Annotated in this window: 11 protein-coding genes and 3 pseudogenes; 6 read left to right on the top strand and 8 right to left on the bottom strand. The window is 72.6% G+C overall.

From position 1 onward, the window contains the following. From OO54_RS48005 to OO54_RS39035, 3 genes and pseudogenes are all read right to left on the bottom strand, one after another. A partial coding sequence (locus OO54_RS48005; RefSeq protein ID WP_245236746.1) for a condensation domain-containing protein occupies positions 1-502 on the bottom strand: 502 nt, incomplete at its 3' end. Between the two features lie 124 nt (positions 503-626). Next, positions 627-3710 (bottom strand): annotated as a pseudogene (locus OO54_RS39040) (amino acid adenylation domain-containing protein); the annotation flags it as partial. A 186-nt stretch (positions 3711-3896) separates the two neighbouring features. Next, a complete protein-coding gene (locus OO54_RS39035; RefSeq protein ID WP_033212023.1) occupies positions 3897-5381 on the bottom strand; it encodes an AAA family ATPase in 1485 nt (494 codons plus the stop codon). A gap of 335 nt (positions 5382-5716) precedes the next feature. Here OO54_RS39035 and OO54_RS39030 point away from each other — a divergent pair, with 335 nt between their 5' ends. Beyond that, the gene (locus tag OO54_RS39030) at positions 5717-6004 is read left to right on the top strand and encodes a hypothetical protein (protein ID WP_033212020.1); all 288 of its coding nucleotides are present in this window, start codon (positions 5717-5719) and stop codon (positions 6002-6004) included. Between the two features lie 25 nt (positions 6005-6029). On the opposite strand, the gene OO54_RS39025 is transcribed toward OO54_RS39030, so the two are convergent. Next, the gene (locus OO54_RS39025) at positions 6030-9017 is read right to left on the bottom strand and encodes an AfsR/SARP family transcriptional regulator (RefSeq protein ID WP_051787814.1); all 2988 of its coding nucleotides are present in this window, start codon (positions 9015-9017) and stop codon (positions 6030-6032) included. A 272-nt stretch (positions 9018-9289) separates the two neighbouring features. Here OO54_RS39025 and OO54_RS39020 point away from each other — a divergent pair, with 272 nt between their 5' ends. The 3 genes from OO54_RS39020 (at position 9290) to OO54_RS39010 (ending at position 11290) form a co-directional block, all read left to right on the top strand. Beyond that, complete coding sequence (locus OO54_RS39020) at positions 9290-9709, top strand: nuclear transport factor 2 family protein (RefSeq protein WP_051787811.1); 420 nt, start codon at positions 9290-9292, stop codon at positions 9707-9709. Positions 9710-10117: 408 nt separating this feature from the next. After that, positions 10118-10714, top strand: a complete 597-nt coding sequence (locus tag OO54_RS39015; RefSeq protein WP_063738374.1) for a DUF1349 domain-containing protein — start codon at positions 10118-10120, stop codon at positions 10712-10714. Between the two features lie 87 nt (positions 10715-10801). Further along, positions 10802-11290, top strand: a complete 489-nt coding sequence (locus OO54_RS39010) for a TetR/AcrR family transcriptional regulator C-terminal domain-containing protein (RefSeq protein ID WP_078905591.1) — start codon at positions 10802-10804, stop codon at positions 11288-11290. 58 nt (positions 11291-11348) lie between these two features. On the opposite strand, the gene OO54_RS39005 is transcribed toward OO54_RS39010, so the two are convergent. Both OO54_RS39005 and OO54_RS39000 read right to left on the bottom strand, forming a co-directional pair. After that, on the bottom strand, positions 11349-12047 hold the full coding sequence (locus OO54_RS39005; RefSeq protein ID WP_234439266.1) for a Clp protease N-terminal domain-containing protein: 699 nt from the start codon (positions 12045-12047) through the stop codon (positions 11349-11351). An 83-nt stretch (positions 12048-12130) separates the two neighbouring features. Continuing rightward, positions 12131-12492, bottom strand: a pseudogene (locus OO54_RS39000) (amino acid permease); the annotation flags it as partial. A gap of 102 nt (positions 12493-12594) precedes the next feature. Between OO54_RS39000 and OO54_RS38995 the strand changes: the two are divergent. Next, the gene (locus tag OO54_RS38995; RefSeq protein ID WP_033212016.1) at positions 12595-14346 is read left to right on the top strand and encodes a glycoside hydrolase family 35 protein; all 1752 of its coding nucleotides are present in this window, start codon (positions 12595-12597) and stop codon (positions 14344-14346) included. Positions 14347-14528: 182 nt separating this feature from the next. Here the strand turns inward: OO54_RS38995 and OO54_RS38990 are convergent, their stop codons facing one another. Continuing rightward, positions 14529-16955: an RICIN domain-containing protein gene (locus tag OO54_RS38990; protein ID WP_051787809.1), complete on the bottom strand. Its 2427-nt coding sequence runs from the start codon at positions 16953-16955 to the stop codon at positions 14529-14531. A 959-nt stretch (positions 16956-17914) separates the two neighbouring features. Beyond that, positions 17915-18910, bottom strand: coding sequence for a LacI family DNA-binding transcriptional regulator (locus OO54_RS38985; RefSeq protein WP_033212015.1), 996 nt, complete (start codon positions 18908-18910; stop codon positions 17915-17917). 266 nt (positions 18911-19176) lie between these two features. On the opposite strand from OO54_RS38985, the pseudogene OO54_RS48000 reads away from it, so the two are divergent. After that, positions 19177-19339, top strand: a pseudogene (locus tag OO54_RS48000) (sugar ABC transporter permease); the annotation flags it as partial.

The following is a 19339-nucleotide window of genomic DNA, read 5'->3' as shown; positions in this document are numbered from 1 at the left end:
ACCGATCGCCAGATCCGCACCCGCACCCAACCGGGACAACGCCGCCACCAACGCCGCGTGCACCACCATGAACGGCGTGCACCCCTCCTCCCGGGCGAGCGCCGGCCGGGCCCAGGACGCGGCGCTGCCAGGCCGCGTAGTCGGCGTATCGCACCGCGAGCGGCTCCAGCACCGAGCCCCCACCCGCCGCACGAGCGGCATAGGCCCGCTCCAGATCGGCGAAGAAGATCCCGTTCGACAGGCCGTCGGTCGCGATGTGGTGCAGGACGAGCGCCAACACCACTGACATGTCCGGGAGTTCGAAGGCCGTGGCGCGGAGGGGAGTCGCCGACGCCAGGTCGAAGGGGCGTCCCGCCTCTTCGGCGAGGCCGGCGTCGAGGCCGTCCGTTTCGGTCCGGCGGCGCTCGATCGTCAGCCGTGCCCGCTCCGGAGCCAGGACCCGCTGGAACGGCCAGCAGCCACAACCGCCGCTGCGCGTACGACACCGGCACCAGCTCGCCATCCCCCTCCCCCGGAACCAACGCCGGCAGAAGACCCGAACCCGCCGACTCACCACCCCGCTCGACGATCAGCTCCGCGAGCCCCGCCGGCGTCGGCCGCCCGAAGACGTCCCGGATCGTCAACCGCACACCCAGCACCTCGGCCACGCGGTTCGTCAGACGGGCCGCGAGCAGGGAGTGGCCGCCCAGGGCGAAGAAGCTGTCGTCGATGCCGATCGTGTCCGGGTCCGTGCCGAGGGTCAGCCCGTAGAGGGCGGTGAGGACTTCCTCGGTCTGGTTGCGCGGGGCGCGGCGGGCGGTCAGGAGGGCGGCGGGAGCGGGCAGGGCGCGCTTGTCGATCTTGCCGTTGGGGGTGACGGGGAGACGTTCGAGGACGGTGACGTAGGTGGGGACGAGGTGCTCGGGGAGCCGTTCGGCGACGTGCCCGCGGATGTCCTCCGGGGCGGGGGCGTCCTCGCCTTCGGTCACGAGGTAGGCGGCCAGGCGCTGTTCGTGGACGGTGACCACGGCCTGGGTGACCCGCGGGTGGGTCAGGAGGGCGGCCTCGGTCTCGCCGGGCTCGATCCGGAAGCCCCGGATCTTGATCTGGTCGTCGGCCCGGCCCTCGTAGACGATCCGCCCGTCGGCGTCGAAGCGGGCGAGGTCGCCGGTGCGGTAGAGACGGCCGCCCGGGGTGGTGCCGATCGGGTCCGGGACGAAGCGGGCGGCGGTGAGGTCGGGCCGGCCGAGGTAGCCGTGGGCCAGGCCGTCGCCCGCGACGTACAGCTCGCCCGTGACGCCCGGCGGGCAGAGGTCGAGGCGGGCGTCGAGGACGTAGGCGGGCTTGTTGACGAGGGGGGTGCCGACGGGGATCGCCGGGTGCGGGTGCTCGCCGGGCTCGACCGCGTGGGTCGTGGCGAAGATCATGACCTCGGCGGGGCCGTATCCGTTCAGGACGGTGATGCCGGGCTTGAGCCGCTGGAGCTTGTGGACATGGGCCGGGGACGCGGCCTCGCCGACGGTGAAGGCGGTGGTGACGGTCTCGAACGCCTCGGGGTGCTCGTCGGTGAGGTAGTTGAAGAGCGTCGCGGAGAGCAGGAGCGTGGTGACGCCGTGGCGGCGGGACAGCTCGGTGACGAGGGCCGGTTCGGGCTTCTGGCCGGGCTGGAGCACGGCGGAGCCGCCGTGCAGGAGCGGGCCCCAGAATTCCAGGCTGAAGGCGTCCCAGGAGATCGGCGAGCACTGGAGGTAGACCTCGTCGGGGCCGGTGGGGAGGTAGGGCTGGCCGATGAGGGTGGCGACGAGGTTCCGGTGCGAGGACAGGATGGCCTTGGGGCGGCCGGTCGAACCCGAGGTGAACATGAGGCAGGCGGGGTCGTCGGGGCTGATCGGCACGCCGAGGTCGTCGGCGACGGCGTCCGGTCCGGGGCGCCGTCCGGCGTGGGTGACCGTCCAGGGGCCGTCTGCTCGGGCGGCGAGGGCCGGGGTGGTGACGAGGTGGGTGATGCCCGCGTCGACGGCGGCCGAACGGAGCCGTTCCTCAGGGAAGTCGGGATCGAGGAGGACGTGGCCCGCGCCGGTCTTGAGGACGGCGAGGAGGGCGGTGGCGAACGGGATGCCACGCTCCAGCAGGATGCCGGCCATGGCGCCGCGCCCGAGGCCGCCGTCGCGCAGCGCGCGGGCGAGGTGGTTGGCGGAGGCGTTGAGTTCGGCGTACGTGACGGTTCCGGCGGCGTCGATCAGGGCGGGGCGGTCGGCGTGGAGCCGCACCTGCTCCTCGAAGCGGGCGACGAGCGTGGTCTCCACCGGCGGTGCGACAGGGCCGGCCCAGGCGCCGGTGAGGAGGGCTCGCTCGTCGTCTCCGAGGAGCGCGAGGTCGGCCACGGTGGCGCTCTGGTGTGCCTCCCCGTCCTCCGCCAGGAACCGGGTGACGAAGGAGGTGAAGCGGTCCTGGTGGGCGGCGACGAGGGCCGGGTCGACGTCCTGGACCGGGGTGTCGAAGTCGATGCGGAGGCCGTGGGCGGGGCCGAGGTCGAGGACGGCGACGCTGAGGTCGTCGACGGGGCCGTTGCTGACGTTGTGGTTGACGGTCGGGTGGCCGTCGACGGTCAGTTCGGCGTGGAAGCCCATGATGTTGAGGACCGGTGTGGCGAGGCGGCGGGTGCCGTCGATGACACCGGCCTCGCGGCTCAGGTCCTCGTACCGGGTCCGCTGGTGGCGCAGGCCGTGCTTCACCTCGGCGGACACGGTGCGCACCAGGTCGGCGAGGCGGTCCTCCGGCCGGACCTTCAGGCGCAGCGGCACGACGTTCGACGTCATGCCGGGGGTGCTGCGGGCGGCGCGGGTGGTCCGGCCGGTGACGGGCAGGGCGATCATCAGCTCCTGGCGGCCGGTGACGCGCTGGAGGTAGGCGGCGAAGAGCGCCACGAGCAGCACGGACCAGGAGACGCGGGCGGCGCGGGCGGCGGTGCGCAGGCGTTCGGCGTCGGCCGGGGAGACGGGGACGCTGCGGCGGGCGAAGGGCAGTCCGCCGTGTGCGGACGGTGCCCTGTCACGGCCGCGGACGAGGCCGGCGGGCGCGTCGGGAGCGTCGGCCAGGTGGGCGCGCCAGGCCGCCAGGTCGGCGGCGGCTTCATCGGAGGCGCGGTAGGCGGCGTCCTCGGCGAGCAGGTCGACGAGGGTGCCGAACGGGGTGTCGCCCCACGGCTCGCCCGCGACGGCGCGCTCGTACAGTTCGACGAGCCGGGCCAGGGCCATGGAGACGCCGACGCCGTCGACGACCAGGTGGTGGAAGCCGTAGAAGTAGAAGAAACGGTCCTCCGCGAGTTTGATCAGCGCGCACCTGACCGGGGCCTCGCCGGTGAGGTCGAAGGGCGTGCCGATCAGCGCGTCGATCAGGTCCCAGGCCGCGCCTTCGGGGTCGGCGGCCCCGCTGAGGTCGGTGAGGGCCAGCGTGCGTTCCCCGGCGTCGGCGTCGACGAGCTGCCAGACCTGCTCGCCGTCGTCCTCGAAACCCCGCACCCGGAGGAAGTCGGCCTCGTCGACCAGGCGCCGCCAGGCGGCCGCCATCAGTTCCGGGTCGACAGGACCCTGGATCTCCCGGCATTCGCCGACGTTGTACTTGATGCCGGTGGGGTCGAGGAGGTGGGCCGTCCAGATGTCCCGCTGGGCTACCGAGAGCGGCAACCGGACGGCGGCCGGTGCGGAGGCGACGGGCTTGTCGAACGACATGGAGGCTCCTGGTGGGTGACCGGGGTCGGTGGTCGGGTCGACGGCCGGGAACGGGGGAACGGCAGGGACGCTCTGCGGTCGGCCGCCGCGTTCGGCGGCCGGGCAGTGGCCATACAACCCGTGCGCGGGCCCCACGAGCGGCAGTTGATCCGGCGGTACGGCAGCGGATCGGCGGCGCTGCGGCAGTCAGGCGGCAGGGGCGGGGGCAACGGCGGCAGGGGCCTCCGCCGCCGTGGCGCCGGTCCCGTCGGCAGGGGCCAGGGCCGCGCGGACGACGCACGGCACCCGGAAGCCGGAGCGGCCGTGGTCGGTGCTGGGGCGGATGACACCGCCGATGAGCAGGGCACGGACCATGCGGCCGCCGTCCGGGAGGGACCTGCCGGTGAGCCGGACGACGTCGTCGAGCCCGAAGTCCGGGGCGGGGGTGTCCTGGGCGGCGCAGAGGGCCGTGAGGAGGTCCCGCTGCTCCGGCGGGAGGGCGCTGAGGGTGCGGGCGACGCGGTCGCGGAGGCGGGAGCCGCTGTGCCCGTCGGCGAGGTGGTCGAGGACGGCGGCGGGGTCGGTCTCGACGATGCCGCGCAGGGTGGGCAGGTCGCAGACGCTGAGCCAGGAGGCCGCGGCGGCGAGCGCGAGGGGGTGCCCGTCGAGGCGGTGGGCGATCCAGGCGGCGTGGGCCACCGTCTGCTCGTCGGGGAGCAGTTCGGGCCGTACGCGGCGGAGTCGGGCGAGCAGGAAGCGTACGGCGGGGGCGTCGGCACCGGCGCCGGGGTCGGCGGGGTTCGCCGGGAGGGGGGCGTCCAGTGGGGCGAGGAGGAAGAGGCGTTCGCCGGGGACGTTCCAGGGGGTGTCGGCGGTGAGGAGGAGGCGCAGGCCCGGGAGTTCCCGGCGGAGCCGGGTGAGGCGGGCGAAGTCGAGCCGGGCGGTGTCGACGCCGTCCAGGACCAGCAGCGCCTCCCGGTCGCCGAGGGCGGCGGCGAGGGCGACGGGCGGCAGCTCGTCGGAGGCGGAGCCGGCCAGGGCCGTGAGGGTGGGAGCGGGGGCGGCGGCGCCGGGTCTGCGTCCGTGTGTGGGGGCGGTCGGGGCTGTGCCCGCGCCCTGGAGATAGGCGGAGCAGTCGGCGACGAGGTCGGCGAGCGGGTCTTCGTCGGCTGCCGGGAGGCAGTCGGTGACGGCGTCGGGGGCGGTGTGCCAGAGGACGGGGAAGCCGCTCTCGTACAGGCGGGCGGCGGCCTCCAGGGCGAGACGGGTCTTGCCGACGCCGCTCAGGCCCACGACGGTGACGAGCCGCTCGGCACCGGAGCGCAGCTCCTCGGCGAGGATCGCGGCCTCGGCCTCCCGGCCGATCAGCGGGTGCAGCGGAACGGGCGGGGCGCAGCGCTCCGGAAGGAGGTGCCGGCCGACGCCGCCCTGATGGCCCCGGGAGACGGACTCCTCAAGGGCGGTGCGGGCCCGTGGACCGAGGCGAAGCCCGTCGGCTATCAGCCGGATCGTGTCGGCGCGGGGCCGCAGGGCCTTCCCCTTCTCCAGATCGCGGATGGCGCGGACGCTGATGGTGGAGAGATCCGCCAGTTCGCGCTGGGTGAGGCCGATGCGGAGGCGGTGTCCGCGGATGAGGGTGCCCAGAGCGGCGGTGGCCGTGTGCGTACCCTCGGGGGAGAGACCGGTAGTCATGGAGAGCTCCCGCTGGTCATATGGGGGCGAGACTGCCGGGAAGCGGCCTGGTCAGGGCTGCTTCCGGCCGTGTCTCACCGGCTGCTGGGAACCATCCTCCGAATCCGCCTATCCGGGGGGCATCTCGCTGCTAACCGGCGCGGGGGGCGGGGCGGGCGTCCGGGAGGCGCCCGTGATAGCGCGGCGGGGCCGAGGATAGGGGCGCCGGGGCCCGCGATAGGGGTTGCGGTCCGGTGATAGCGGGGTGATAAGGCTGCGGTCGGTGCGGTGAATCCGCTCGTTCCTAAGTTGGTGGTCACAAGGAAACGCCAGCCCCGATCGAGATGGAGAGACCGATGTCGAAGACCGCCGCCGCCACCCGTACCGCCCTCCGCGCCGCCGTCACCGCCACGCTGATCGTCCTGGTGACGGGCGCCGGCCTGCAGACCAGCTGGGCCGACGAGCCGGTCCCGGCGACGGGTACCCCGGGCACCTCCGCCACGTCGAGCACCGCCGGCACCACCCCCGAGGTCTGCGACCCGACCGGCACGGGCACCACGGGCACGGGCACCACGGGCACGGGCACCACCGGCACGGGCACCACCGGCACCCCCACCTGCACCGAGAACAACCCCTGGGACTGACCCCGTACGAAGGGGGCGTCGCCCCTCAGCAGGCGCCGAGCAGTCGCTCCGCCTCCGTGAGTTCCCGGGCCATACGACGGTCCCGGAAGACCTCGACCGCCGGAGTGAGCAGCTCCCGTGAGCGTCCCGGCTCCGTCGTAAGGAGCCGTGCGAGGTCCAGGCGCGCGAGCGCGCCCCCGCTAAAATCCATGATCTGCTCCCGCGCCGACACGGCGCGGTCGAAGAAGTCCCGGGCCCGGTCCGGTCGTCCCATGACCGTGAAGGCGTGGCCGAGGTCCCGCAGCAGGTGCCCTTCCCCGATGGCGTCGCCGGAGTCCCGGCAGAGTTCCAGCACTTCGGTGAAGGTGAGGACCGCCAGGTCGCTCCGGCCCTGTTCGAGGAGGAGCTGGCCCACGCGCCGCAGGGTCCGCGCCCGGCCTCCGGTGTAGCCGATGCCCTCGTAGATGTCGAGCGCCTCGTCGAGCTGTCGCTGTGCGGTGTCGATCTCGCCCTGGCGCATGCGGATGTGGGCGCTCTGGGTGAGGACGATCGCGCGGCCGACCACATCGCCGGCGCGGTCGAAGTCGGCGAGGGAGCGCCCGTAGAGCTCCAGTGCGGTGGCGTCGTCGCCGCCGGTGCGCGCGATGAGCGCCATGTCGCGGCGGCACAGGGCCTCGCCCATGGGTTCGTCCAGTGCCTGGAAGACGTCGAGGGCCGAGTGCAGGGCCTGGCGGGCGGTGTCGTACTGGTTGCGGCTCATGTAGAGCGAACCGAGCGAGGCGCGGATCGCTGCGGTGCCCCGCAGGTTCCCGGCCTTGCGGACGGCGGCGAGGGCGATGCCGTGGGTCTTCTCCCAGAGGTCGTAGTGGCCGCGCACCTCGAAGAGGGTGACGAGTGAGGTGGCGAGGTCCCAGCTGAGGTCGTGGAGGCCCTCTTCGGCGGCGTGCTCGACCATGCCGACCAGGGCGCCCTGCTCGGCGTCGAGCCAGGCGAGCGGGTCGGCGAGCGCCTCGTCGGTGTAGGCGGCCGGGGGTTCCCAGCGGGGCGCGTCGCCGTGCAGGACGGTGAAGTCGCCCCCGTACACCTTGCGGTGGGCCTGCTGCGCGAGGTGCATCCAGCCGCCGGCCATGCGGGCGAAGGCGGCCTTCCGCTCCTCGGGCGGGTGCTGGACGGCGAGCTGCTCGCGGGCGTAGACGCGGATGATCTCGTGGAAGCGGTAGCGGAACCCTCCGGTCTCCATTCCTGCGACGTCGAGCATCTGCACGTCGACGAGGGGTTCGAGGAGGTCCGAGGGGAAGGGCCGGTGGTCGTCGAGGAGGGCGCCGGCGAGCCAGCTCGGCAGGGTGGGCGCCTGGGCCATGCTCAGGAGCCGCAGCAGGCCCCGGTCGCCGGGTGCGAGTCCCTCGTAGGTGAGGGAGAGGCTGGCGCGCATGGTCATCTCGCCGTGGGCGAGTTCGTCGAGCCGGTGCCGTTCGTTGGCGAGCCGGTGGACCATGGACGCGAGGGTCCAGTGGGGTCGGGCGGCGAGGCGGGCGGCGACGATGCGCAGGGCGAGCGGGAGACGCCCGACGGTGCGGACGAGGGCTTCGGCGGCGACGGCCTCGCCGGTGACGCGGTCCTCGCCGATGATGCGGGAGAGCAGTTCGAGCGCGCGGTCCTCGTCGAGCACGTCGAGCTCGACGCGGTGGGCGCCGGGCAGCGCGGTGAGGCGGGCGCGGCTGGTGACGAGGACGGCGCAGCCCCGGCTGCCGGGGAGCAGCGGGAGGACCTGGCCCTCTCCGGCGGCGTCGTCGAGGACGACGAGGACGCGGCGGGCGGCGAGCCTGGTGCGGTACATCTCGGCGCGCTCGTCGAGGGATTCGGGGATGAGCTGGCCTGGGATGCCGAGGGCACGCAGGAAGCGCCCGAGGACCTCGACGGGGGTGGCGGGGGCGCCGGTGGTGCCGCGCAGGTCGCAGTAGAGCTGTCCGTCGGGGAATCCGGTCTCGGCGAGGGCGTGGGCGACGTGCACGGCGAGGGTGGACTTGCCGGTGCCGGGCTTGCCGGTGATCGCGGCGAGCGGGACGGTGCCGCGTCCGTCGCCGCCGGCGAGTGCCTTCTCCAGGGCGGCGAGGCGCTGACCGTCGGCGACGAAGTCGGCGATGTCGGCGGGCAGCTGGTGGGGGACGGTGTCCTGGCGAAGCGTTTCTTCAGCAGGTGTCGCGGGGATCTCGACCGATGCCGGAGTCTGCTCCGCACGTGCCTCGCGGGCCGGTTCGACGGATCTCGCGGCGGGCACGGCAGGAAGCGCGGCGGCGTTCGGCGGCGGGAGTTCACCCGCGAGGATGGCGGCTTCGAGGTCGCGGAGTTCGCGGCTGGGTTCGAGTCCGAGCTCCTCGGCGAGGTAGCGGCGGGCGGTACGGAAGGCTTCGAGGGCCTCGGCCTGGCGTCCGGACCAGTAGAGGGCCTGGATGAGCTGCCCGTGCAGCTTCTCGCGGAGCGGGTGTTCGTGGGTGAGGCGCTGGAGTTCGCCCACGAGCCGGTCGTGGCGGCCGAGTTCGAGCTCGATGCGGATGCGGAACTCGACGGCGGCGAGGCGTTCCTCGTTGAGCTGGCGCGCCTTGTTGGCGAGCGGGCCGCTGTCGAGTCCGGTGAGGCATTCGCCCTGCCAGAGGGTGACGGCGGACCTGAGCAGGCCGACGGCCTCCTCCGCGTCACCGCTCTCGCGCAGCGCGCGGGCGCGCTGGACGAGGCTGGTGAAGAGGGCGGCGTCGACGTTCCCCGCGTCGGTGTGCAGCACGTAGCCCGGGGGCCGGGTCGCCAACGTGGCCTCGCCCTCGGCACCGGCGAGCAGCTTGCGCAGCCGGGACACGCAGATCTGCACCTGCGTACGGGCGGTCTCCGGAGGATTGTCCTCCCAGATCAGGTCCACGAGCTGACTCGTGCTCACCACCCGGTTGCTCTCCAGGAGCAGCGCGGCGAGGATCACCTCCTGCCGGCCCGGCGGAACGCGCAGCGGCCCGCCGGCTCCCTGGACCTGGAGCGGCCCCAGCACCCGGAAGGTCAGGCGCGGCCCGCCCTTGACGTCCTCGTCCGCTAACCCACCGGCGGCAGCAGCCACTGATCCCCCACCCAACAAGAAGAGTCGACACGCCAGGACCGGACCGGACTTCACGCCGGGATGTCAGGCTCAAGTGAGGACAGTCTCCACATCTCTTCCCGCCCTGTCCATGCCGTGAAGATCCCGGTCGGGGATAGGGAGGCGATAACGCCGAGTTGGGGAGGCGCCGCAGAATCCTGGAGCGAGAGCGAAAGGGGTTGGCACCGTTGAACAGCCAAGACGACACGAGGACCGGGTGGACCGACGGAACGGGTGCGGTGGATCTGGTGACCGCCGCGGGCATCGACCACATCCGGCTGGTCTACGACTACCTCGACGCCGGCGATCTGGACGGCTGTGCCTCCCTGCTGCACGACGCCGTGATCTTCGAACTGCCGGGCCAGCCGCCCGCCCGGGGCCGCAGCGAGGCGGTGCGCGCACACGTGCGGCACGTACTCCCCGCGGCCCGTCACGAGGTCGAGCACCTCCTCGCCCGCGACCGTACGGTGATCGCCACGGGCCGCCGCGTCCCCGCACCGACGACCGCCGCGCCGGACACCGCCGACCACCGCTTCGTCGACGTGTTCACCATCGCCCCGGACGGCATGGTCCGCACCTGCGTGCGCTACTACCACGCCACTCCCTGACCGAGGCACCGGACTCCCCCGCACACGACAGGCCTCGCGCAGGAGTTCGCCATGACAGGAAGCAGCTCCGTCGAGCACTACGATCTCGGCTCCTCGGGAAGACCGTGCGGACGGCGGCCGGAAGACACGCGCGGGACGGGAAGTCGAGAAAGAGAAGGAGTCTTGCTGGGAAGCCGGAGCCACGCCCGCGTGGACGAGGGAGCAGTTCGGCCCGCGCGTCCCAGGGCACGCCGCTGCCGCGGACCGCTCCGGCGCTGCCGAGCTCGCGCATCAGGCGTTCGATCGCGCAACGGGCCACACCGTGGCCTTGCCGGTTCGGCTCGGTCCGCACGTGGACTGTTCTGCCACTTCTTGGATCTTCGTTGATTCGTGTTGAGTGAGCGTGCCGGCGTCGGCAGGGTGAACGCCATGACCTTGGAATCCACCTTTGCGAACACTCGGAACTGGGCACGCCACCCCGCCGCCCTCACCCTCGACGGCGAGGTCCTGACCGTGGAGGCGGGCGCGGAAAGTGACATCTTCGCCAACCCTCTGAACGGCGAGGTCCGCGACGACGCGGCTCGCGCCCTGCTGGACGCGCCGCCGGGCGATTGGCAATTCTCGGCCCGGGTCCGCGTGGACTTCCGAGCGCCGTGGGACGCGGGCGCCCTGATGGTCTGGGCAGCGCCGGACCAATGGGCCAAACTCAACTTCGAACGGTCACCCGACGGCCGGCCCACGCTGTACTCCGTCGTCACGCAGGGCCTTTCGGACGACGCGGTGGGGTGGCCCGTGGACCACAGTGCGGCATGGCTGCGAATCAGCCGCGTCGACGGCGCTTTCGCCTTCCACGCATCGATCGACGGCCGCTCCTGGCGTTTGGCACGCCAGTTCGGATTGCAAGGTGTGTCCGACGTTCGCATCGGGATCGAGGTCCAGTCGCCCGTGGGAGAGGGCTGCGGCGTCAGCTTCGATCACATGGCACTCGTACCGTCGCGGCTGGCCGACCTCTTCGACGGGAGCTGATCACCGACCGACGACCCGGAAGCGGAAGCCACCCGGCGGCGCCTCGGTCGCCGTACTCCACGCGGGCGCATCCGGGAAACGCACCCCATGGCCGCGCTGCCGGACCTCGACGCGATGGACTGGCGGCCGGCCGCCGCCGCCATGGCCGGGAGCATGCACGCGATGCTCACCCGGCACCCGTGGCTCGGGCAGGCCATCGGCAGCCACCTGATGTACGGCCCCGGCAAGTCACGGCACGACGACCACAGCCTCGCCCTGTACGAGAAGGCCGGCTTCACGCCCGCCGACGCCGACCGGGCCGCGGCCACCGTCTTCGTCCACGTGCTCGGCAGCGCGCTCGGCGGCGCGGTCCAGGTCACGCTGACCCGGCGCCTGGGCAAAGGCGGGGACCCGGAGAAGGAGCTCGCCGCCACCATGGCGGCGGCCGCCGAGGTCGCCATGGCCTTCCCCAGGCTCCGCGAACGCCTGGACGACTCCGCCGCGACCGGGTACGGCGCGGCCCCCGACCGCACCTTCGAGTTCGGCCTGGACGCGATCCTCGACGGCTTCGAGGCACAGCTGACGAAGACGACCTGACGAGACACCCCCTGCTCCCGCAGTGCGAGGAGCAGGGGATACCGGAGCGGTGAAAGGTTCAGGCGTCGACGGATGTCGGGCCGAGGGCGGCCGGGTCGAAGCCGGCCTCGGTGAGGACGTCGGCGGCGACTCCGCGGCCGACCCGGGCGAGGCCGATCAGCAGGTCGTCGCAGCCGATGCGGTCGGAGCCGTTCTGCCGGGACCGCGCCTCCGCGATGTCGATGGCCTTGCGGGAGTAGGGAGTCCAGGCGATCCGTTCGACTGCCTGGGATGCCCCCATGCTCAGCCGGCTTCCGACGGATCGGTGGACGGTGTCCGGTGAGACGCCGGCGGCCCGCAGGAGGCGGCTGGCGCCGTTGTCCTCCGCGGTCAGCCCCCAGAGCAGGTGCTCGGTGCCGATGTAGTTGTTGCGGTGGTGCACCGCCGCCTGCTTGACGTGCACCATCGCCCGGCGGAGGTCGTCGGTCATGACCTCGGGGCTGTAGCGCTTGCGCGGGGCGTGGAAACGCTGCTGGACCGCTTGCCGGGTCACGCCCAGGGCGGTGCCGATGTCGGTCCATGAGTTGCCGTGCATCCGGCAGTGTTCGACATAGTCCTCGACCAAGTCGTCTGCCAGTGACTGGAGTTGGCCTGCGAGCTGGGCGGCGACGGTGAGCAGCGCGAGCCCGTCGGGCTGTTCCTGTCCGCCGGGGCGGTGTGCGGTGTCGTACTTCCGGTCGACTTCCGCGATGAGATCGTCCAAGTCCGGGAGAGCCATGAGGCAAGTACGCCTTGACACTTCACAACTGTCAAGATCTACTTGCCTCTTACGTTCGTGTCCGTGACCAGAGCAGGAAACGACTTGGCGGCGGTGACGACCACCGCGGACACCCCCGTGAGCAGCGCGCCCAGGCCGTTGAGCAGGACCGTGCCCCATTGCCGGCGTGCCCGCCGATGCGGGACCATGCCGGTCTGGGCGATGGTGAAGCCAACGAAGAGGCCGATCGCGAAGAGCGGGACGAGGGTGTCGGTGTCGCCGCCGGAGAAGACGAGCAGGGCGGCGGAGACGAGCAGGGCGGCGACGACGGCGAGCCACACCACTCCGTGCCGGTGCGCCTGACGGTCGGCCTTGAGCCCGAAGACGTGCGGCACGCAGTTGTCACGTGCCACAGCTTCAGCAGGACGGGCAGGCCCCCGAAGGACGTGTTCGCCGACGACGCAAGGAACGTACCGGCTTGCCAGCATCGCCCTGTTTACGTAAACATACACATGCTGGCGACTTCCAGGCCCGCATCGCACCCTTCTACACAGGAGCCGCACACCCGATGCCCGTTCTCCAGACAGACAAGGCCGGTTTCCTGCTCGACGGCCATCCCTTCCGCATCCTGTCCGGCGGGCTCCACTACTTCCGGGTCCATCCGGACCAGTGGGCGGACCGGCTGCGCAAGGCCCGGCTCATGGGCCTCAACACCGTCGAGACCTACGTGCCGTGGAACCTGCACCAACCGCGCCCCGGCCAGTGGCGCATGGACGGCGGCCTGGACCTGCCCCGGTTCCTCGACCTCGCCGCCGCCGAGGGCCTGCACGTCCTGCTGCGGCCCGGCCCGTACATCTGCGCCGAGTGGGAGGGCGGCGGCCTGCCGTCCTGGCTGCTGGCCGAGCCCGACATCGCCCTGCGCACCCGCGACCCCCGCTTCCTCGCGGCCGTCGACGACTACTTCGAGCGGCTCCTCACCCCGCTGCGGCCGTACCTCGCCTCACAGGGCGGCCCGATCCTGGCCGTGCAGGTGGAGAACGAGTACGGGGCCTACGGCGACGACACCGCCTACATGGAGTGCATCGCCGACTCACTGCGCCGCTGCGGGATCGACGTCCCGCTGTTCACCTGCGACCAGCCGGTCGACCTGGAGCGCGGCGCCCTGCCCGGCGTGCTCGCCACGGCGAACTTCGGCAGCCGTTCGGCCCACCACCTGGCCGACCTGCGTGCCCAGCGCCCCGAGGGGCCGCTGATGACGAGCGAGTTCTGGATCGGCTGGTTCGACCGCTGGGGCGCGCGCCACGTCGTCCGCGACCCGGAGGAGGCCGCCCAGGAGCTGGACGAGCTCCTCGCCACCGGCGCATCGGTGAACTTCTACATGTTCCACGGCGGCACCAACTTCGGCTTCACCAACGGCGCCAACGACAAGCACACCTACCGGCCCACCATCACCTCCTACGACTACGACTCCCCGCTCGACGAGGCCGGCGACCCGACCGCGAAGTACACCGCCTTCCGGGACGTCATCGCCAAGTACGCGCCTGTTCCCGCCGAGCCGGTGCCGGCGCCAGGTCCCAAGCTGGCCGCCCCGGCCGTCGCGCTGACCGAGAGCGCCGGGCTGCTGCCGAGCGCCCCCGCGCTCGCACCGGCGGTGGAGTCCCGTCGCCCGCTCACCATGGAGGAGCTGGAGCAGGACTTCGGCTTCGTCCTGTACGAGACCACCCTGCCCCTCCAGGGCCCGGCGCTCCTGGAGGTCGAGCAGGTCCGCGACCGCGCCCAGGTGTTCGTCGACGGACAGCCCGTGGGCGTCCTGGAGCGCGAGAACCACGAGCATGCGATCGCCTTCACCGTCCCCCGGGCCGGCGCCGCGCTCACGATCCTCGTCGAGAACCAGGGCCGGGTGAACTACGGCGAGGGCATCCACGACCGGAAGGGGCTGCTGGGTCAGGTACTCCTCGACGGCGCCGAGCCCGCGCGCTGGACTCAGCGCGCACTCCCCCTGGCCGATCTGGACGGCATACCGTTCGCGGCCACGACCACGAGCCCCGTCGGTCCGGTCTTCCACCGGGGAACCTTCGAGGTGACCGACCCCGCCGACACCTTCCTGCACCTCGACGGCTGGACCAAGGGAAACGCCTGGGTCAACGGCTTCGCACTCGGCCGCTACTGGTCCCGGGGCCCGCAGAGCTCGCTGTACGTCCCCGCCCCCGTCCTGCGCGAGGGAACGAACGAGATCGTCGTCCTCGAGCTCCACGCGGGCCCCCGGTCCCGCACGGTGAGCCTGCGCGAGGCGGCCGATCTCGGGCCCACCGAGGAGTAACCAGCGGCCCGAAGCGCCGGGCTCGGATTCCCCCGCCCCGAGCCCGGCGTTCCGACCCTCAAGCGCTCCGGATCCGGAGCGGCCGGCCCCGAACCCGGAGCCCCGCGCCCGGCCCCGCCGAGCGCGGACGTCAGAAGGCCGGGCACCGACCCCGCGGTCGGTGCCCGGCCTTCTGCGCGTCGTCAGCCGAGCCGGAGCTGCTGGTTCGTGCCGCCGTTGCAGGCGTACTGGCGGACGGCCACCCCGTCCGCGGTCGTACCGCCCTCGATGTCCAGGCACTTGCCGCTGTGCCGGGCCATCAGCGTGATGCGGCTCGCGTCGACGGTGTGCGCGGCCCACTCCTGGTTGCGGCCGCCGTTGCAGCCGTACTGGAGGACCTGGGCGCCGTCGGCCGTCGAGCCGCCGCTCACGTCCAGGCACTTGCCACTGTGCCGGGCGACGATGTTCACGTAACCGGTGGAGGCGGGGCGCAGGGACCACTGCTGGTTGGTGCCGCCGTTGCAGCCGTACTGGAACACCTCGGCGCCGTCGGCGGTCGAGACGCCCGCCACGTCGAGGCACTTGCCGCTGTGCTGGAAGGCCGGGGCCTGCCAGACGTCGGCGGCCGTGGGGCGGAAGGTCCAGGACTGGTTGGCTCCGGCGGTCGGCCGGTAGACCCCGACGGGGGCGCCGTCGGCCGTCGGCTCGCCTGACACATCGAGGAGTTGTCCGGTGGCGCTGTTGACCAGGGTGGTGTGGCCGTCACCGGCGGTCGAGCGCATCCACTGCTGCTCCGCGCCGGCGCCGGGGGTGGCGAAGCCGAGCGCGCCCGCCGTGACCGAGAGCGCCTTGCCCGTCTTGGCGCTGGTCACGTGATAGCCGGCGGTGCTGCTCCAGTCGGTCGCGGAGGTCTTGGTGAACGTCCACTGCTGGGCGGGGTCGGCGGCGTTCGGGGTCCGCTGCACCAGGGTGTCCTTGCCGGCCACGGTGGTGACGGCGAGAGCCTTGCCGCTGTTGTCGTTCAGGATCTGCCGGGCCGCACCGGCGGGGGTGCCGGTGGCGCCGGCGTTCACGCCGGTGACGCCCGGAAGCACGAAGGTGGTGACGGAGCCGGGGGCGACGGTGGCCCTGAGGGTCTTCCCCGTCACGGCGAGATCCGTGCCGCGCTCGACGTTCCGCGTGGCGTCGGTGGTGTAGCGCTCGACGGCGCCGCCGGTGGTCCGGAAGCCGCCGAGGTCGAGGGTGACGTCGCGGGCGGTCGAGCCGTGGTTGGTGTGGACGAGGACGAGGCCCTGGCCGTTCGGACGGACCGCCGCGAGGGTGTCGGGGTCGTCGGTGGGCACGACACGGGCGCCGGGGCGGATGAACCGGCTGTACTGGGCCATGGTCCAGTACTTCTTGTTCTTGCGCAGGGGCTCGGTGGCCGCGTCGGCCGGGGTGAAGTCGGTCTGGATCAGACCCCAGTTGGAGTTCTCGCGCTCCGGGGTCATGTTCTCGTAGTCCTCGACCGCCTGCCACAGCACCCAGGCGCTGGGCTCCAGCTGTCGGATGTCCGTGGTGATCTTGGCGGCGAGGTCGAGTCCGGGCCGCATGTCGGTGAAGCTCTGGCCGATACTGCCGCCGAGGTCGTTCTCCGACATCCACAGGGGGGTGCCCTCCCCCTTGGCGATGTCCCGGACGGCGGAGCGCCCGCCGGTGCTGTAGGTGTGGACGTTGATCCGTCCGACGGCGTCCCGGGCGGCGGGGCTGTACTGGCTCCACTGCCAGGCGGCGACGTCCGGGCCGAAGTCGTCCATGGCGGAGACCTCGGTGGTCTTGCCGGCCGCGTCGAGGGTGGTACGCAGGGTGCTGACGATCCTGGCCACGGAGGCGGGGTCCCAGTGGGAGCCCTCCTGCCGTCCGCCCGCCTTCCAGTAGCTCGCGGAGGGCTCGTTGACCGGGGAGACGGAGGTGAAGGAGACCCCGGAGCCCTGCTCGGCGCGGCGCAGCGAGCCGGAGAGGTAGGCGGCGAACCGGTCGTACTGGTCGGACCGGAGGTTGTCCGATGAGCCGTCGGCGGAGCCGGAGACGAGACCGCTGTTGGTCATGAAGTACGGGGCGGAGTTCGAGAACGCCTCGAAGGTGGTGGCGCCGCGGGCCTTGGCGGCGGTCAGCCACCAGCGCTGGTTGGCGTCGGCCTGGTCGTTCCAGTGGGTGGGGTCGTTCGGGTCCCACCAGCCCGGGGTTTCCGCTCCCGGCCGGTTCCAGTAGCCGGGGACGGCGCCGCCGGGCCGCATGTAGGGGGCGGTCTCGGGGCTGTCGCCGCCGCCGATGTTGTAGCGGGCGATGGTGAAGCCGAGACCGTCGGCGCCGTAGAGGGCGTCCGCGAGGGCGTTGCGCTGGGCGTCCGGCCAGCCGCCGGTGACGTTGGCGAACCAGGCGAGGGCGGTGCCCCAGCCCTCGAAGGCGGGCTGCTGGTAGCTGGGGTCGGGGCGGACCGTGAGGGCCGCGGGGGCCGTCTCGGCGGCACTTGCCGGGCCGATCGGCGCCATGGCGAGGGCCGGAAGGGCGAGGACGGGAACGGCCGCGAGGGCGGGCAGCCGGCTCCGTCGGCGACGGGAGGTCGCCGATCGATCGTGTGAGGACAGCACGTACTACTCCCTGGTGGGTGCGGGTGTCGTGGGGGCAGTGGCCGGGGTGCCGCGTCCCGTGACGCGGCACCCCGGGCCGCGGCGCGCGCTCGGGACGGGAGCACGCGCCGGTCAGGGGTGGATGGAGCCGCTTCCGGGCACGCCGGGGCAGGCCCGACCCGGAACCGGGCATGCCGTCGCCTCGCCGTGGCTCGACGGAGCGCCCGGAGGGGAGGCGTGCCGTGGGAAGGGCGCACCGATGACCGGCCCGGGCTTCAGCCCGGAAGACCGCCGTGTGACGACGCCGAGGTGCCACCCCTCGATGTTCGCGTTAACACGACTCTCTGCAAAGGAGAGTTTGGGAGCGGCGAAACCAAGGTGTCAAGAAGTCCGGGGCTCGCTTTCACAGGTTTCACGCGTCACTGTGTGAAACAGCACGCGCCGGGGCCGTCGAAGCCGTTACTCGGCGGAGCCGGATTCGGTGCAGGCCCTCATGGACCGACCTTACGGCGGGCCTCACGCGGAGCGCGGGTCAGGGCCGGGCTGGGCCGAACCGCGAGCCGTAGCACGCCATCGCGGGCGCCGCACGACGTCACCGCGTGAGCCGTACGGAGCCGAACGGCCTTACGCAACCACGTGGACCTGCAGGAAACCGCTCCAGAGCCGGCGGCCGGGCACAAAGGAACCGGTTCCGCGGGCGTCGACCCGCTACCGAGAACCCTTCCACGGGCGGCGACCCGGTACGGACAACCCGCCGTGTCGCAGCCCGCGCCCGGCATGGACGGACCCGGAGGCCGGACCCAGGTCGCCCCCACCTCTGGGTCATCTCCCGGCCTCACCGCCGACGCCTCGCGGCCGGCCGTACCAGCCTCACGGGGCCCAGACCCAGCCCCAAACCACTCCAAACCGAGCCGTACCGGCTCCGCGTCTCACCCCGCCCCTCCCCTCCCCGCCCACGAGGAGCCTCAGGACCGCGTACCTCACACGCTCCCGGCCGGGCGCGGATGCGCCGTGCTGGACCGTTCCACCAGGGCGGTCGGCACGAGCCGCACGCCGGTCACCGTCTCGCCGCGCAGCTCGCGCAGGGCGGCGTCCACGCACAACGCGCCGACCTGGGCGAAATCCTGTCGGACGGTCGTGAGCGGGGGGATGTAGGAAGCCGCGTCGGTGATGTCGTCGAAGCCGACGACGCTCACGTCCTCGGGCACGCGCCGGCCACGCTCGTGGAAGGCCCGCAGGACTCCGAGGGCCATCTGGTCGTTGGCGACGAAGACCGCCGTGCAGCCGGCTTCGTCGGCGAGCCGCAGGCCCGCTTCGTAGCCGGATTCGGGGGTCCAGTCCCCGCGCAGGGCCGGCGGAACCGCCCTGCCCTCCTCGCGCAGCGCCGCCTCCCAGGCGTCCGAGCGGCGGTCGGCGGCGAAGGACTCCTCGGGCCCGGCCAGGTGCCACACCGTCTCGTGCCCGAGGTCGAGCAGGTGCTGGACGGCCTGTCGTGCTCCCTGCCGCTGGTCGGTGTCCACGACGGGGAAGCGCCCGGTGGCGTCGGAGTCCACGACGACCACCTTGACGTGCGGGGGGAGAGTCAGGGCGGCCGTGTCGAGCAGATGGACCTCCATGATGAGGACGACGGCGTCGACGGCCAGCTCGTCGAGCCGCGTGAAGGCGCCCTTGACGTTCTCCTGCGTGGGGGCGTCCAGCGGGATCAGCGTGACGGCGTAGCCCTCACGGGAGGCCGAGCCCGCGATGGCGTCCAGGGTGCGGACGTTCCCGGTGCTGGTGAGGCCCATGGTGATGACGCCGATGGCGCGGAAGTCGCCGCGCTTGAGGGCGCGGGCCGCGCTGTTGGGCCGGTAGCCCAGCTGGTTCATGGCTTCGAGGACCTTGAGGCGGGTGCTCTCGACGACGGCGGCGTCCCCGTTGGAGACCCGCGAGACCGTCTGGGACGAGACACCCGCGAGCTGCGCCACGTCCGCCATGGACACCCGCCGCGGTCTGTCCCTCCCCACTCTGCGGCCCGTGCCGCCGAACGGCTTCGGCGCATCGGCCGGTTTCATCTCTGCCACGGAATCCCTCACGCTCACGCTGCACGCTTGACGCCCCCTCATGGGAGTGTCACCATCTCGCTACCTGATGATTACGTAAACATTGCTCATCGGCCAGCCCCGGGGTTGCTTCTGTCCCCGACACCCCTTTTCTGCTCCCCGCCTCCGGACCGTCCGGTCACCGACGCAAGGACCCCGTCATGACGCTCCTGTCGACGCGCGCTACAGCGGCGCCACCGCCGCGCGCACGAGCTCGCCTCCGCTTCCGTAAGGAGGCCTTCGTGGGCTGGGGTTTCGTCGGCCCGTTCGTCGCGGTCTTCGCTCTCGTCTTCCTGGCGCCGATCGGATACGCCGTATACCTGA

The organism is Streptomyces wedmorensis (assembly GCF_000716445.1).
In the GTDB taxonomy this organism is placed as follows: domain Bacteria; phylum Actinomycetota; class Actinomycetes; order Streptomycetales; family Streptomycetaceae; genus Streptomyces; species Streptomyces wedmorensis.
This window is presented reverse-complemented; position numbering and strand designations above follow the sequence as displayed.